We start from the raw sequence: 12,210 nt of genomic DNA, 5'->3' as shown, positions 1-12,210 counted from the left end.
GGTATGGGCATTTTCTCCATCGCCAGCCAGCACATCCGCTTCGCCGTGAAGCTGGCATGCGCCATTGTGCTGGCGCTGTTCGTTGGCTTCCACTTCCAGCTTGAAACGCCGCGCTGGGCCGTTCTGACCGCCGCGATTGTCGCCGCCGGTCCCGCCTTTGCTGCCGGCGGTGAACCCTACTCCGGGGCAATCCGCTATCGCGGGATGCTGCGCATTATCGGGACCTTTATCGGCTGTATCGCCGCGCTGACCATTATCATTCTGATGATCCGCACCCCGCTGCTGATGCTGATCGTGTGCTGTATCTGGGCCGGTTTCTGTACCTGGGTCTCTTCTCTGGTGAAGGTTGAGAACTCCTACGCCTGGGGTCTGGCCGGGTATACCGCGCTGATTATCATCATCACTATTCAGACCGAACCGCTGCTCGCCCCGCAGTTCGCCGTAGAACGTTGCAGCGAAATTGTCATCGGCATCGTCTGCGCGATAGTCGCGGATCTGCTTTTCTCTCCGCGATCCATCAAGCAGGAAGTCGATCGGGAGCTGGATGCGCTCATCGTTGCCCAGTACCAGCTCATGCAGCTGTGCATTAAGCATGGCGACAGCGAAGAGGTCGACAAAGCCTGGAGCGGCCTGGTGCGCCGTACGCAGGCGCTGGAGGGGATGCGCAGTAATCTCAATATGGAGTCTTCCCGCTGGGATCGGGCAAACCGTCGCCTGAAAGCGATCAATACCGTGTCGTTAACGCTGATCACCCAGGCGTGCGAAACCTACCTGATTCAGAACACTCGTCCTGAAGCGGTAACGGATACCTTCCGCGAGCTGTTTGACGAGCCGGTAGAGACGGTGCAGGACGTGCACCGACAGCTTAAGCGCATGCGTCGGGTTATCGCCTGGACAGGGGAGCGCGATACCCCGGTGACCATTTATACCTGGGTCGGCGCGGCGACGCGCTATCTGCTTCTGAAGCGCGGCGTGACGGGCAACACCAAAATCAGTGCGGCGGAAGAAGAAGTGTTACAGGGCGAAGTGGTGATTAAACCAGAATCCGCCGAGCGCCATCATGCGATGGTCAACTTCTGGCGTACCACCCTGGCCTGCATACTCGGCACGTTGTTCTGGCTGTGGACCGGCTGGACGTCCGGCAGCGGCGCGATGGTGATGATTGCCGTCGTTACCGCCCTGGCGATGCGTCTGCCCAATCCGCGCATGGTCGCCATCGATTTTCTGTACGGCACCATTGCTGCGTTACCCATTGGCGCGCTCTACTTCCTGGTGATTATCCCCTCGACGCAGCAAAGCATGCTTTTACTCTGTATCAGCCTGGCGGTAATGGCGTTCTTTATTGGCATAGAGGTTCAGAAGCGCCGCCTGGGATCGCTGGGGGCGCTGGCGAGCACCATTAACATCATCGTGCTGGATAACCCGATGACCTTCCATTTCAGCCAGTTCCTGGACAGCGCATTGGGCCAGCTGGTGGGCTGTTTCCTGGCGATGATGGTGATCCTGCTGGTGCGGGATAACTCCCGGGCGCGGACAGGGCGCGTGCTGCTGAATCAGTTCGTGTCGGCGGCCGTCTCTTCCCTGACCACCAATACCGCACGGCGCAAGGAGAACCACCTGCCGGCGCTCTATCAGCAGCTTTTCCTGCTGCTGAACAAATTCCCGGGCGATATCGCGAGGTTCCGCCTGGCGTTGACCATGATTATTGCGCACCAGCGTCTGCGAAACGCGCCGGTGCCGATCAACGATGATTTATCGGCCTTCCACCGCCAGCTTCGGCGCACGGCGGACCACGTGATTTCTGCATCCAGCGATGACAAGCGTCGCCGCTACTTTAGGCAGCTGCTGGAGGAGCTGGACGTTTACCAGGAGAAGCTGCGGATCTGGGAAGCCCCGCCGCAGGTCACCGAGCCGGTAGAGCGTCTGGTGTTTATGCTCCACCGCTACCAGAATGCGCTGACGGACAGCTGATGAAGAGAAAACCGACGCCAAAAGCGTCGGTTTTTTTGTGGCTATACTTATTCCTGCAGGTTCAAACATTCAGGAAGGGAGGACACATGACAACCCAGGCTCTTCAGGACAGTATTCTTTTTCAGAACGGGTATCTGGTTAACGGTATCTGGAAAACCCTCGACACCACGTTTGACGTGCTGAACCCCGCCACGGGCGAGACAATCGCCAGGGTGGCGAAAGCGGGTAAAGCCGAAACCGAAGAGGCCATTGCGGCCGCGACCAAAGCCTTTCCCGCATGGCGCGCAAAAACGGCAAAAGAGCGCTCTGCGATCCTCTACCGCTGGTATGAACTGATTATTGAGAACAAAAGCTGGCTCGGACGGCTGATGACCACCGAGCAGGGTAAGCCGCTGAAAGAGGCTGAGGGCGAAGTAGAATATGCCGCCAGCTTCATTCAGTGGTTTGCCGAGCAGGCCAAGCGCGCCAACGGTGAAATCATCCCTCCGGTTAAGCCCGGCTCCCGTATTCTGGCAACCCGTGAACCCGTCGGCGTGGTTGCAGCCATCACGCCATGGAATTTCCCGATGGCCATGCTCACCCGCAAGCTCGGCCCGGCGCTGGCGGCAGGGTGTACCGGCGTCATTAAGCCAGCAAACAACACGCCGCTGAGCGCCTTTGCGCTGCTGACGCTGGCGAAGCAGGCCGGCGTGCCGGATGGTGTGCTCAACGCGGTCGCGGGAAGTACCTCAGAAATCAGCGACGCCATTATGGCCAGCCGCGACGTGCGCAAAATCTCCTTCACCGGCTCAACCTCCGTCGGGAAAACGCTGGTACGCAACGCCGCGGAAACGATGAAAAAAGTGTCGATGGAGCTGGGCGGCAACGCGCCCTACATCGTTTTCGAGGATGCGGATATTGATGCCGCCGTTAAAGGCGCGATTGCCAATAAGTTCCGTAACGCCGGGCAGGTCTGCGTCAGCGTAAACCGCTTCTATATTCAGGAAACGGTCTACGACAGGTTTGTGAATCAGCTTGCCGACGCGGTGAAGGCGCTGAAGGTCGGTAACGGCCTGGAGGAGGGAGTCGTTGTCGGCCCGCTGATTGAACCTTCGGCTGTCGATAAGGTACGTGAGCACGTCGAGGATGCGGTAGCGAAGGGCGCCACCGTGCTGGCTGGCGGTAAGCCGCACGAGCTTGGCGGTAACTTCTGGATGCCAACCGTGCTCGGCGACTGTCATGAAGGGATGAAGCTGGCAGAAGAGGAGACCTTTGGTCCCGTAGCCGCCTGCTTCCGCTTCACCTCGGAAGATGAGGTAGTCATGCGCGCCAACAATACGCCATACGGGCTGGCGGCCTACTTCTATACCCAGAATCTGTCGCGCGTGTTCCGCGTGTCGCAGGCGATTGAGAGCGGCATGATCGGCATTAACGAATGCGCGGTATCGACCGAGCTGGGACCGTTTGGGGGAGTAAAAGAGTCCGGGCTGGGCCGTGAGGGTTCCGTGCTGGGGCTGGAGGAGTTTCTCGAAGTTAAAACCCTGCATATCGGGGGATTATAATAGACAGGGCGGCATCTGCCGCCCGCCTGTACCGGGTGGCTGGCAATGAAAATTTATACCTTTGATTTTGATGAAATCGACAGTCAGGAAGACTTCTATCGCGAGTTTATTCGGGCGTTCGACCTGGAGCGGGACAGCGTGAGCAATCTGGATATGCTGTGGGATTTGGTTACCGGCGATCGGCTGCCGCTACCGCTGGAAATCGAGTTCACCCATCTGCCTGAAAAACAGCGCAGACGCTTCGGTGCCTTGATTTTGTTATTTGATGAAGCGGAAGAGGAGCTGGAAGGGCAGCTACGCTTCAATGTGCGTCACCCATAAAAAAGCCCCTGACCGGGAGGCCAGGGGCAAGTCGTATGATGAGATACGACGAGGGTTTACTTGTACAGTTCTGCGGTAGCGTGCCAGTGGTCGCCGCTGCGCGCTTCGATGATGCGATAGGCTGACGCACCCTGTTCTTCCGCTTTTTTGTTCAGCATTTCGTGCATGTCCATCGGAGAAGTACCGATGGCACCGACAGAAACCGTCCCGATAGCCTGACGGGATTGTGCCTGCTCGGCGTTAATAGTGTCGGCTGCGAAGGCACCGAATGACAGGACAGAGAGTACGCTCAGGGCTGCAACAGTGGTTTTGATTTTCATGATTATTTACCTCGTCAATTATTTTACTGGGGTCTTTGTTCTGTGACCCTCATCACAAAATCAAGTATACACTAATCACCCAAAAAATTAATACCAGACTAATGATTGCGCTTGTTATTACGCGTTAAAAAAGTTGGTTTTAATAACCGTATTGCATAAAAAAGGGGGCTATCGCGCCACAAAAGCTGCGTTTTGTATTGAAAATCAACAGGATATGAGAATTTGATTTTTTGTGCGATTTCGCGGCAGATTATTCACTGGATGAATGTTAACGGGCGGTAAAAAGCACTAAATGCAAAAGTAACAGGCAGAGGAAAGCAGGGTGAAACGAGGCAGCGGCAGCATTATCCCCGCAGCCGAATGCTGCGGGGCAGGCAATTACAGTTCCTGTTCGAACAGAACCAGAATAGCTTCGTAGAGGTCTTTAACAGAGAAACCGTTAGCTGGTGTGGTAAAGATGGTGTCGTCACCGGCGATGGTGCCGAGGATCCCCTCAGCTTTACCCAGCGAGTCCAGCAGGCGGGCAATCAGCTGTGCGGCACCGGGGCTGGTATGGATCACCACGACGGCATCGTTATAGTCGATATCGAGAACCAGGTTCTTCAGCGGGCTGGAGGTAGTCGGCACGCCAAGTTCAGCAGGCAGGCAATAGACCATTTCCATTTTAGCGTTACGCGTACGCACCGCACCGAACTTGGTTAACATGCGGGAGACTTTCGACTGGTTGATGTTGTCGAAGCCTTGTTCCTGCAACGCCTGAACAATTTCTCCCTGAGAACTGAATTTCTCTTCTTTAAGTAGCGCTTTAAACGCCCTTACTAATTCTTCTTGCTTAGACGAGCTTCGCATAAGTCACCCGGAATATGACGGTAGAAACAACATTATTATGCATGTGGATGAATTTTTATGCAAACAATCTGCCAGCGGGTAGGCTGAAATAATGTTATGAAAGGGAGTGATTTTATCAGATTTCGTTATCGGAAAACATGCCTGGGTCACGCCGTGCAAATAAGCTTAAAAGTAAATTAAATGTTATCAAAATGATGTTGTTTTGGTGGTGTGGCAGGGTGTATTGTAACCCCCTCTTAATTCGTTGCTGCCCGCAGCCCGATAGTATTCAGGTGAAGGCGAAAGACGCGCGACCTCAAATTCTTTAGCTACGAAAATTGTAATTAATGACTTGCTGAATTATGGTCGCCGCAACGGAGTTACAGATACTTAAAGTTAACCATAATAAGGAGTTTAGGATGAAAGTTGCAGTCCTCGGCGCTGCTGGTGGTATCGGCCAGGCGCTTGCCCTACTACTGAAAACCCAACTGCCTTCAGGCTCAGAACTCTCCCTGTACGATATTGCTCCGGTAACCCCAGGCGTGGCGGTTGACCTGAGCCACATCCCGACAGCTGTGAAAATCAAAGGCTTCTCCGGTGAAGATGCGCGTCCTGCGCTGCAGGGTGCCGACGTCGTGCTGATCTCCGCTGGCGTTGCGCGTAAACCGGGTATGGATCGTTCAGACCTGTTCAACGTCAACGCGGGCATCGTGAAAAACCTGGTTCAGCAGATCGCTGAAACCTGCCCGAAAGCGTGCATTGGTATCATCACCAACCCGGTGAACACCACCGTTGCCATCGCTGCGGAAGTGCTGAAGAAAGCGGGTGTTTACGATAAGAACAAACTGTTCGGCGTGACTACGCTGGATATCATCCGTTCCAACACCTTCGTGGCTGAGCTGAAAGGCAAGCAGCCAACGGAAGTGGAAGTGCCGGTTATCGGCGGACACTCTGGTGTGACTATCCTGCCTCTGCTGTCGCAGATCCCGGGCGTGAGCTTCACCGAGCAGGAAGTGGCCGATCTGACCAAACGTATTCAGAACGCGGGCACCGAAGTGGTGGAAGCGAAGGCGGGTGGCGGTTCTGCAACCCTGTCTATGGGCCAGGCGGCGGCGCGTTTCGGCCTGTCTCTGGTTCGCGCGCTGCAGGGCGAGAAAAACGTGGTTGAATGCGCTTACGTAGAAGGCGACGGCGAGCACGCGCGCTTCTTCTCTCAGCCGCTGCTGCTGGGTAAAAACGGCGTTGAAGAGCGTAAGTCTATCGGCACGCTGAGCGCGTTTGAGCAAAACGCGATGGAAGGCATGCTTGATACGCTGAAAAAAGATATCACCCTGGGCGAAGAATTCGTTAACAAGTGATCTTGTCCCGGTAAAAAAACGGAGCGCTATGCTCCGTTTTTTTATGCACGTCAGTTAGTGGCCGGGTATTCCTGAATGGTGACCTGAATCGTGAGCTTCTTGTCATTACGCATAACTTCGACGGGGATGATAGAGCCCGGTCGAATTTCAGCCACCTGGTCCATCGTTTCAAGCGCAGAGACCGCTGGCGTACCGTTGACGGAAAGGATGACGTCGTTAACCTGAATGCCCGCATTGGCCGCCGGGCCGCCAGGCGCGACTTCGTTAACCACAATCCCCTGGATCTGATCGATACCACCGCCCTGCGTATGCAGCGGCGCGATTTCACGCCCGCCGATACCAATGTAGCCACGGATCACGCGGCCATCGCGGATCAGCTTGTCCATAATTTTGGTCGCCAGCTGGAACGGAATGGCAAAGCCAATCCCTTCCGGTGTTTCACCATCGTTGCTCTTGTCGAAGGAAAGGGTGTTAATGCCCATCAGTTCGCCCAGCGAGTTCACCAGCGCGCCGCCGGAGTTACCGTGGTTGATTGAGGCATCGGTTTGCAGGAAGTTCTGTCGCCCTGACGGGTTCAGGCCGATTCGGCCGGTTGCGCTGATAATCCCTTGAGTGATGGTCTGGCCCAGGTTATACGGGTTACCAATTGCCAGCACCACGTCACCAATGTGCGGGGTTCGTTTGCGATTGATCGGGATAGTGGGCAGACCGCCCGTAGCGTTGATTTTCAGCACCGCCAGATCGGTCAGGCTGTCCGACCCCACCAGCAGGGCTTCAAACACGCGACCGTCCTGCAGGGCGACAATGATCTGGTCGGCATCGTTGATCACGTGCTTGTTGGTAATGATGTAACCCCGGTCATCCATGATCACCCCGGACCCGAGCGTGCGAATTTCCAGCTGGTTATGAGCGGAACTGTTAAGCCCGCGGTTATAGACGTTAACCACGGCGGGGGCGGCACGGCGTACCGCCTGATTGTAGGTTGCAGGCGTTTCATCCGCGCTGTCGAACTGGGGAGCCGACAGTTTGTTGAACTGGCGTAAAGACGGCATAGCCACTAACAGCAGACCGGCAACGATCAGACCAATGACAATTGAACGAAAGAGCTTTAAAAGCATGATGCGTGTGTCGTTAATAAAGGAACGGTTTGCAGCATAACATGAGTTATCCGGACATCACACGCGGCGGCGATGCCCGGAGTCGCAAATGGTTAACGCAGTAAAATGTAGAGGGTGTCGTTGCCGCGGATAATTTGCAGGGCAATGACCGCCGGCTTACTCTCCAGCACTTTGCGCATTTCGGCGATGGACTGCACGCGGGTGCGGTTCACGCCAACGATCACGTCGTCCTGGTGTAACCCCGCCTGCGCGGCCGGGCTACTCTTTTCAACGGCCGTGACGGAAATGCCTTTTGTCCCGTTCTTAAGCTGGCCGTCGCTCAGCGTTGCGCCCTGTAGCGCCGGGGAGATCTGTTCCGCGCTGGCGGAAGAGGAGGTGCTCTTATCCAGCGTCACTTCCACGGTCAGCGGTTTGCCCTCGCGGATCAGGCCCAGCTTCACCTTAGCGCCAGGCTCCGTGGTGGCAATACGCGATCGCAGCTCCGCGAAGCTGCTCAGCGGCTTATCGTTCAGGCTGACAATGACGTCTCCGGACTTCACGCCCGCTTTCGCCGAACCGGAATTTGGCAGTACTTCGCTGACAAACGCCCCGCGCTGGACGTTAATGTTAAAGGCTTTGGCGATATCTGCGCTCATCTCCATGCCTTTGATGCCCAGCAGTCCGCGCTTAACCTCGCCGAACTGAATCAGCTGTTGAGATAGCGTTTTGGCCATGTTGCTCGGGATGGCAAATCCAATCCCGACGCTGCCGCCGCCAGGGGCAAGGATGGCGGTATTAATGCCGATCAGCTCGCCGTTCAGGTTAAGCAGCGCGCCGCCGGAGTTGCCCCGGTTGATGGAGGCATCGGTCTGGATAAAGTTTTCCAGCCCTTCCAGATTCAGGCCGCTGCGCCCCAGCGCGGAGACAATCCCGGAGGTGGCGGTCTGGCCCAGGCCGAACGGGTTGCCGACCGCGACGGCAAAATCACCAACGCGCAGCTTATCGGAATCGGCGATAGCGATTTGGGTCAGGTTGCTGGGCTTTTGCACCTGCAACAGGGCGATATCGCTCTGATCGTCGCCGCCGATCAGTTTTGCGTCGAACTCCCGGCCGTCATTCAGCTGGACGCTGATTTTGTCGGCCTGGCTGATCACATGATTATTGGTGAGGATATAGCCCTTGGCCGCGTCGATAATCACCCCTGAACCCAGGCCTTCAAACGGCGTTGCCTGCTGATCGGGCGCGTCATCGCCAAAGTATTTCTTTAGCTCCTCGGGGATGCGCTGGCTTTGGCGTGCCGTCCCTTCCACCTGAACGCTGACCACCGCAGGCAGAACTTTTTCAAGCATTGGCGCGAGGCTTGGAATAGCGTTTTGTCCCGGCACCTGCGAAGGCAGTGCCGCACCGGCAGGGAAGGACGCCGAGAGAGATAACCCGACACTTAACGCTAAGGCGCTCAACAGCTGGTTTTTTTTCTTCATCGATGCTGACTCTCGTATCCTGGAATGAAAAAGAACGGCCCCAAAAACATCTTGATGTTATTGAATTTTCAACCGCTGAACAATGAGGTGTTTGACTAAATAATAGCTGGGGACGGGAAGAAAGGACGGGCGCATAAGGTGCGCCCGTTAAATTTATTCAGCTTGTGCGATTAATCGCGTTTTACGCCACCGCGCAGCAGGCCGGACGCGCCGTCAGAATAGTCGCGTGGCATCTGCACCGGTGCCTGATCGTTACCGGCTTCTGAATCCGCCAGGCGATTGCGGAAGGGGTTGCTTTCCGCGGTCATTTCCGGCAGCAGGCTGCTGGAGCTTTTTGCCATGTGCTGGTAGAGCTGGCGATAATCTGTCGCCATGTTGTCCAGCAGCTCGGCGCTACGGGCAAAGTGGCTGACCAGCTCTTCGCGGTATTCTTCCAGTTCGGCTTTGTTCTTTTCCAGTTCGTATTGCAGTGACTGCTGCTGACGCAATTTGCGGTTACCGAAACGCATGGCCACGGCACCGATAATGATGCCGACGACTAAACCGATTAGCGCATATTCCCAGGTCATGAACTTCTCCCGTTGTCTTGTTGTTCCGTAGGGTGTTGGCTCGGCTCCTGCCTGTGCCTGATTATGCCACTATAACCGCTATTTCCGCAGAAGTGGAATCCTGACGTATCATCGCGTAGTGTAGAACGGCCTTTTTTTCATCAGCCACGACTGCTGATGAGGTTTAACTAAAGGAATAACAATAACATGATGCAAAACCTGTCCCCGTCATCGCGTTACCAACTGGCCCTGAGTGAGGGCACGCATCAGCCGGATGATGTCCAGCGTGAGGCGGTTAACCGCCTGGACACTATTTACCATGAGCTTCAGGCTAAACCCGCCGATGCGGTGCAGAGCAGCGGGCTGAAGGCGGTATTCGGCCGTTTGCTGGGCAAAAAAGAGCCTCAGGTAAACGCACCGGTTCGCGGCTTATATATGTGGGGCGGCGTAGGGCGCGGTAAAACCTGGCTGATGGATATGTTCTACCAGAGCCTGCCCGGCACGCGTAAGCAGCGTCTGCACTTTCACCGTTTTATGCTGCGGGTCCATGAGGAGCTGACGGCGCTGCAGGGCGAAACCGATCCGCTGGAAATCGTAGCGGACCGCTTCAAGGCTGAAACGGACGTGCTCTGCTTTGACGAGTTTTTTGTTTCCGATATTACGGATGCCATGTTGCTGGGGGGACTCATGAAAGCGCTGTTTGCGCGCGGGATCACCCTGGTGGCGACCTCCAATATCCCGCCGGATGAACTGTACCGCAACGGCCTCCAGCGGGCGCGTTTTCTCCCCGCCATTGATGCCATCAAGCAGCACTGCGACATTATGAATGTCGATGCCGGTGTCGATTATCGTCTGCGCACGCTGACGCAGGCGCACCTGTGGCTTTCGCCGTTGAACGACGACACGACCCGGGAGATGGAGAAACTGTGGCTGGCGCTGGCGGGCGAAAAGCGGGATAACGCGCCGGAGCTGGAAATTAACCATCGTCCGTTGCCGACGCTGGGCGTCGAGAACCAGACGCTGGCCGTCTCTTTTGCCACGCTGTGCGTGGATGCACGCAGCCAGCATGACTACATCGCGCTTTCGCGCCTGTTCCATACCGTCATGCTGCTGGATGTGCCGGTGATGACGCCGCTGATGGAGAGCGAAGCGCGCCGCTTCATCGCGCTGGTGGATGAATTTTACGAACGCCACGTCAAGCTGGTGGTCAGCGCCGAGGCGCCTTTATATGCGATCTACCGGGGCGAGCGCCTGAAGTTTGAGTTCCAGCGCTGCCTGTCGCGTTTGCAGGAGATGCAAAGCGAGGAATACCTGAAGCTTGAACATATGCCGTAAAAGCCCCCCTTTCCCGGTGGGAGAGGGGCTGGGGGTGAGGGCACCAGACCGCACAAACTTGCCCCCCGAAAAACCCATTCCAAATCACATTTAAGGGTCGATCTTTGACCTCAACTTCTCTATAATCTTGCGACCCCACGTTACGAGAAGGTTTTTTTCCCGAAACTTTCTATGTGTCGGCATGTGCTATTCGAAGGGGTAGGTTTGCCGGACTTTGTCGTGTGAACCTCAACTGACTAAACGTTTGGGTGTTCACCAACGTGTAACTTATTATTTGGGTAAGCTTTTAATGAAAACTTTTACAGCTAAACCAGAAACCGTACAGCGCGACTGGTATGTTGTTGACGCGACCGGTAAAACTCTGGGCCGTCTGGCTACTGAACTGGCTCGTCGCCTGCGCGGTAAGCATAAAGCGGAATACACTCCGCACGTTGATACCGGTGATTACATCATCGTTCTGAACGCTGACAAAGTTGCTGTTACCGGCAACAAGCGTACTGACAAAATGTACTACCACCACACCGGCCACATCGGTGGTATCAAAGAAGCGACCTTTGAAGAGATGATTGCTCGCCGTCCTGAGCGTGTGATTGAAATCGCGGTTAAAGGCATGCTGCCAAAAGGCCCGCTGGGTCGTGCTATGTTCCGTAAACTGAAAGTTTACGCAGGCAACGAGCACAACCACGCGGCACAGCAACCGCAAGTTCTTGACATCTAATCGGGATTATAGGCAATGGCTGAAAATCAATACTACGGCACTGGTCGCCGCAAAAGTTCCGCAGCTCGCGTTTTCATTAAACCGGGCAGTGGTAAAATCGTAATTAACCAGCGTTCTCTGGAACAGTACTTCGGTCGCGAAACTGCCCGCATGGTAGTTCGCCAGCCGCTGGAACTGGTTGATATGGTAGAAAAACTGGATCTGTACATCACCGTTAAAGGTGGTGGTATCTCCGGTCAGGCAGGTGCGATCCGTCACGGTATCACCCGCGCTCTGATGGAGTACGACGAATCCCTGCGTTCTGAACTGCGTAAAGCTGGCTTCGTTACTCGTGACGCTCGTCAGGTTGAACGTAAGAAAGTGGGTCTGCGTAAAGCACGTCGTCGTCCACAGTTCTCCAAACGTTAATCCCTTCTGCTCACGCAGAACGATTGGCGAAAAACCCGCTTCGGCGGGTTTTTTTATGGATAATGCTCAGGTTATCCACAGTAACATTTCATATATCTTCTCTTTTTCCACATTTCGGGCATCCCCTCACCACAAAGCCATCAAAATCTGGTAAACTATCATCCAATTTTCTGCCCAAATATCGGTGAATACTCGATTTTTGTTCGATTCTTGAACAATGTGTCTTCTCTGGGATGGGCGATACTTCATCTGGCTGGCCCCGTTGGGCTGGTAGCAGTAAAAAT

General features: G+C 55.3%; 12 protein-coding genes. 7 read left to right on the top strand and 5 right to left on the bottom strand.

The features are described 5' to 3' along the window. Window positions 1–3: 3 nt before the first annotated feature. From aaeB to OWK27_RS08705, 3 genes are all read left to right on the top strand, one after another. Window positions 4–1,971, top strand: coding sequence for a p-hydroxybenzoic acid efflux pump subunit AaeB (gene aaeB, locus OWK27_RS08715; protein ID WP_176609364.1), 1,968 nt, complete (start codon window positions 4–6; stop codon window positions 1,969–1,971). 86 nt (window positions 1,972–2,057) lie between these two features. Continuing rightward, window positions 2,058–3,512, top strand: a complete 1,455-nt coding sequence (locus OWK27_RS08710) for an NAD-dependent succinate-semialdehyde dehydrogenase (protein ID WP_267590232.1) — start codon at window positions 2,058–2,060, stop codon at window positions 3,510–3,512. A 45-nt stretch (window positions 3,513–3,557) separates the two neighbouring features. Beyond that, window positions 3,558–3,833, top strand: a complete 276-nt coding sequence (locus tag OWK27_RS08705; protein ID WP_176609366.1) for a barstar family protein — start codon at window positions 3,558–3,560, stop codon at window positions 3,831–3,833. A gap of 56 nt (window positions 3,834–3,889) precedes the next feature. Here the strand turns inward: OWK27_RS08705 and yhcN are convergent, their stop codons facing one another. After that, window positions 3,890–4,153, bottom strand: coding sequence for a peroxide/acid stress response protein YhcN (gene yhcN, locus OWK27_RS08700; protein ID WP_148422334.1), 264 nt, complete (start codon window positions 4,151–4,153; stop codon window positions 3,890–3,892). A 378-nt stretch (window positions 4,154–4,531) separates the two neighbouring features. Beyond that, window positions 4,532–5,002 carry a transcriptional regulator ArgR gene (gene argR / locus OWK27_RS08695; protein WP_148422335.1) on the bottom strand — a complete coding sequence of 157 codons (471 nt, stop codon included), beginning with the start codon at window positions 5,000–5,002 and terminating at the stop codon, window positions 4,532–4,534. A gap of 398 nt (window positions 5,003–5,400) precedes the next feature. Between argR and mdh the strand changes: the two genes are divergently transcribed. Beyond that, window positions 5,401–6,339 (top strand): malate dehydrogenase, encoded by a 939-nt coding sequence (mdh, locus tag OWK27_RS08690; RefSeq protein WP_023298737.1) that lies wholly within the window; start codon window positions 5,401–5,403, stop codon window positions 6,337–6,339. A 50-nt stretch (window positions 6,340–6,389) separates the two neighbouring features. On the opposite strand, the gene degS is transcribed toward mdh, so the two are convergent. From degS to zapG, 3 genes are all read right to left on the bottom strand, one after another. Next, window positions 6,390–7,457 (bottom strand): outer membrane-stress sensor serine endopeptidase DegS, encoded by a 1,068-nt coding sequence (gene degS, locus OWK27_RS08685; protein ID WP_148422336.1) that lies wholly within the window; start codon window positions 7,455–7,457, stop codon window positions 6,390–6,392. A gap of 92 nt (window positions 7,458–7,549) precedes the next feature. Continuing rightward, window positions 7,550–8,917, bottom strand: coding sequence for a serine endoprotease DegQ (gene degQ / locus OWK27_RS08680; protein WP_148422337.1), 1,368 nt, complete (start codon window positions 8,915–8,917; stop codon window positions 7,550–7,552). Between the two features lie 170 nt (window positions 8,918–9,087). Further along, window positions 9,088–9,486 (bottom strand): Z-ring associated protein ZapG, encoded by a 399-nt coding sequence (gene zapG / locus OWK27_RS08675; RefSeq protein ID WP_022649554.1) that lies wholly within the window; start codon window positions 9,484–9,486, stop codon window positions 9,088–9,090. A 189-nt stretch (window positions 9,487–9,675) separates the two neighbouring features. On the opposite strand from zapG, the gene zapE reads away from it, so the two are divergent. From zapE to rpsI, 3 genes are all read left to right on the top strand, one after another. After that, window positions 9,676–10,800 carry a cell division protein ZapE gene (zapE, locus tag OWK27_RS08670; protein WP_252004364.1) on the top strand — a complete coding sequence of 375 codons (1,125 nt, stop codon included), beginning with the start codon at window positions 9,676–9,678 and terminating at the stop codon, window positions 10,798–10,800. Window positions 10,801–11,089: 289 nt separating this feature from the next. Further along, window positions 11,090–11,518 carry a 50S ribosomal protein L13 gene (gene rplM / locus OWK27_RS08665; protein WP_003860434.1) on the top strand — a complete coding sequence of 143 codons (429 nt, stop codon included), beginning with the start codon at window positions 11,090–11,092 and terminating at the stop codon, window positions 11,516–11,518. A gap of 15 nt (window positions 11,519–11,533) precedes the next feature. Then, window positions 11,534–11,926: a 30S ribosomal protein S9 gene (gene rpsI, locus OWK27_RS08660; protein ID WP_003860436.1), complete on the top strand. Its 393-nt coding sequence runs from the start codon at window positions 11,534–11,536 to the stop codon at window positions 11,924–11,926. The last annotated feature ends 284 nt before the right edge of the window (window positions 11,927–12,210 follow it).

This window comes from Enterobacter cloacae complex sp. 2022EL-00788, assembly GCF_026627565.1.
Lineage (GTDB): Bacteria > Pseudomonadota > Gammaproteobacteria > Enterobacterales > Enterobacteriaceae > Enterobacter > Enterobacter pasteurii.
Note: the sequence above shows the minus strand (reverse complement) of the source record. Positions and strands in the feature narration are given on the sequence as shown.